Source organism: bacterium, assembly GCA_021372535.1.
In the GTDB taxonomy this organism is placed as follows: Bacteria; Latescibacterota; Latescibacteria; order Latescibacterales; family Latescibacteraceae; genus JAFGMP01.
In genome coordinates, this window is the sequence record JAJFUH010000103.1 from 1 (window position 1) to 2,627 (window position 2,627).

General features: G+C 52.3%; 3 protein-coding genes. 2 read left to right on the plus strand and 1 reads right to left on the minus strand.

Features of this window, described 5'->3' with window-relative positions:
• On the plus strand, positions 1-917 hold a 917-nt coding region (locus tag LLG96_09515; GenBank protein ID MCE5250442.1), incomplete at its 5' end, for a lamin tail domain-containing protein.
• Between the two features lie 225 nt (positions 918-1,142).
• The gene (locus LLG96_09520) at positions 1,143-2,033 is read left to right on the plus strand and encodes a DMT family transporter (GenBank protein ID MCE5250443.1); all 891 of its coding nucleotides are present in this window, start codon (positions 1,143-1,145) and stop codon (positions 2,031-2,033) included.
• 2 nt (positions 2,034-2,035) lie between these two features.
• On the opposite strand, the gene LLG96_09525 is transcribed toward LLG96_09520, so the two are convergent.
• A partial coding sequence (locus tag LLG96_09525; protein MCE5250444.1) for a T9SS type A sorting domain-containing protein occupies positions 2,036-2,627 on the minus strand: 592 nt, incomplete at its 5' end.

Here is a 2,627-nt window from a genome sequence, read left to right on the forward strand (position 1 = left end):
CCGATGAGCAATCGCTCGTATTCGATAAAATTCCAGGCGGCTGTCTCGGTTTTCAGGCAGTAGTGGTTACTGTCGGTGATACCGCCGGAGCGGCTGATGATACCCTCCATAAAGAGCTTATTGTTCCGGTTACACCGAAAACAGTGGTTTTCAACGAGATAATGGCGGCTCCCGCTGAGGACGATCCCGAATGGATCGAGGTTGTCAATACCGCTGATGTGCCGGTTGATATGTATGGCTGGCGTATCCGTGACGCCGCCGGAACTGTTTCAGGCACAATTGACTGCCACGGGTACATCGGGCCGGACGGTTATGCGGTCATTTCAAAACTGCCGGTCGGGAATGTTGCTTCCGATTCTCCCGCTTTTAATGTCGCTCCATTCCCCCAGCTCAATAACGATGGCGACACTATAACGCTTCTCGACTGTTCGGAAGCTGTTATGGACAGCACTGTTTACGGGGATGCGCCTTCCGGGATTTCCCTCGAATGCATTTCCCCGCGCCAGAGCGGCGATCGTTCGGCATGGGACAGGTGTGTTGCTCCCGGGGGATCGACACCGGGAACGCGTAACAGCATTTACTATTCATCGAATCCCGGAGAAGAAGGTTCAACGGTACTATCGCCCGTACTGCGGATCGAGCCGAATCCGTTTGCCGACATGGTGACTCTGTCCTATGAGCTGCCGTGCCCGCTCGCACGGGTCAGGCTGATCGTCTACGACCGTCGGGGAAGGTTAGTGGCTTCGATACGTGATACCGAGGAAAGCGGCTCGGTCTGGAGCGGCGTGTGGGATGGCAGAAGCGGTGGATCGCGGCTTACCGCGGGACCGTATATTCTCGACTTCGAGGCGCTCGACAAGCGGACGGGGAAGCTGTACAGGCTCAGGAAAACCATTGTTGTGGCATCGAGGCTTTAGCTGTCAAAGGACGACGTACAAAAAAATACATTTTCACCACGAAGAACACGGAGTTCACGGGGGATTTATCATTAAAAAATTTCCATCAAAAATGCAGAGAGCTATAATATATTATTTATATTGTTTTTAGGAAATAAATATAGTTGTTCGAATTGTCGGCGCCATTTTAAAAATTTCCGTGTAAATCCGTGGTTTATTGAATTTTCAGAATAGAGCAGGTTGGCAATGCAGAATCAAAAGAGAGCCTATATATATGCCGTATCGGCGGTGCTTTTCTGGTCGACCGCCGCATCCGCGTTCAAGCTGACCCTCAGGCACACAACCTTTGTCGAGCTTCTCCTGTTCTCGTCGTGCACCTCGCTCACTGCGCTCTTTCTCATACTCGTTTTTCAGGGGAAGCTCCGTCTGCTCGGCGAGACGACCCGACATGATTTTTTCCGTTCGCTCTGCATGGGAGTACTTAATCCATTTCTCTATTACCTTGTGTTGTTCAAAGCATATTCGCTCCTTCCAGCCCAGCAGGCGCTCACACTCAATTATACCTGGCCGCTCATGCTCGTTCTCCTGTCGATTCCCTTCCTCGGGCAGAAAATCACGGCAAAGAGCATTTCGGCGGTTGCGCTGAGCTTCGCTGGTGTGGTCATTATCACCACGCACGGGGATTTTTCGGGCTTGCGTTTCACCAATCCCGCAGGAGCGGTGCTGGCGCTCGGGAGCTCGGTCATCTGGGGGCTTTTCTGGATTTTCAATGTGAAAGACAGGCGCGATGAAGTGGTTAAGCTGTTTCTCAATTTCTTGTTCGGGACGGGTTGTATCGTCCTGTTTTCGCTCGCGGTTTCACCGGTAAGCCTGCCGCGGTTTCCCTGGATTCTGGGAGCGGTTTATGTGGGGCTGTTCGAGATGGGTATCACCTTCGTGCTGTGGCTCAAAGGGCTTCACCTGTCGAGAACGACCGCTCAGGTGAGCAATCTCGTGTACATATCGCCCTTTTTGTCGCTCTTTTTCATTCGGGCAGTCGTCGGCGAGTCAATCGCCGTATCGACCATCATCGGTCTTGTCTGTATCATGGCGGGAATCATTATTCAGCAGCGTGAGGGGAAAAAACAGGAAGTATAACATCACTTCACCATCACCATTTTCCCCGTTGTAGTCCGCTCGCCGCAGGTCAGCCGGGCAAAGAAGATTCCCGCCGAGACCGTAGCTCCGCTGTTGTCCTTACCGTCCCACACGGCGGTGTGTCGTCCCGCGGTCAGGATTTCCGTAACGAGCCCGCGGACTTTCTGCCCGGCGATGTTGTAGATGTCGAGTGACGCAGCTCCGGCTTCCGGCAGGGAGAATTCGATGGTCGTCGAGGGGTTGAAGGGGTTGGGGAAGGAGCGAATAACGGGCAGCGTTTCAGGTTTCGTTGCGTTTTCATCAACGGAGGTTATTAGAACTTCTCCGGTATAGCGGGAAACACCATTATAGGTACCGATCCACAAGGTATTGTCAGAAGTAACAGAAAGGCATCGTACCCTGTTGTCACACAGGCCGCTGTTTTCGGTGGTGAATTGGGTCCAACCAACGCCGTTGTAGCAGAACAGCCCCGTTTCAGTTCCCACCCAGAGGGTATCGCGACGGTCCATGAGGAGATCGTTTATATTAAACTCGGGAAGGGGACTGTTGGTATAATCGAAAAATTGTATATTAGCATTATATTGATCGTAACAA

Bases quoted from the DNA above. Each gene is read 5' to 3' on its own strand.
- LLG96_09520 (MCE5250443.1), top strand. From the start codon at position 1,143: ATGCAGAATCAAAAGAGAGCCTATATATATGCCGTATCGGCGGTGCTT.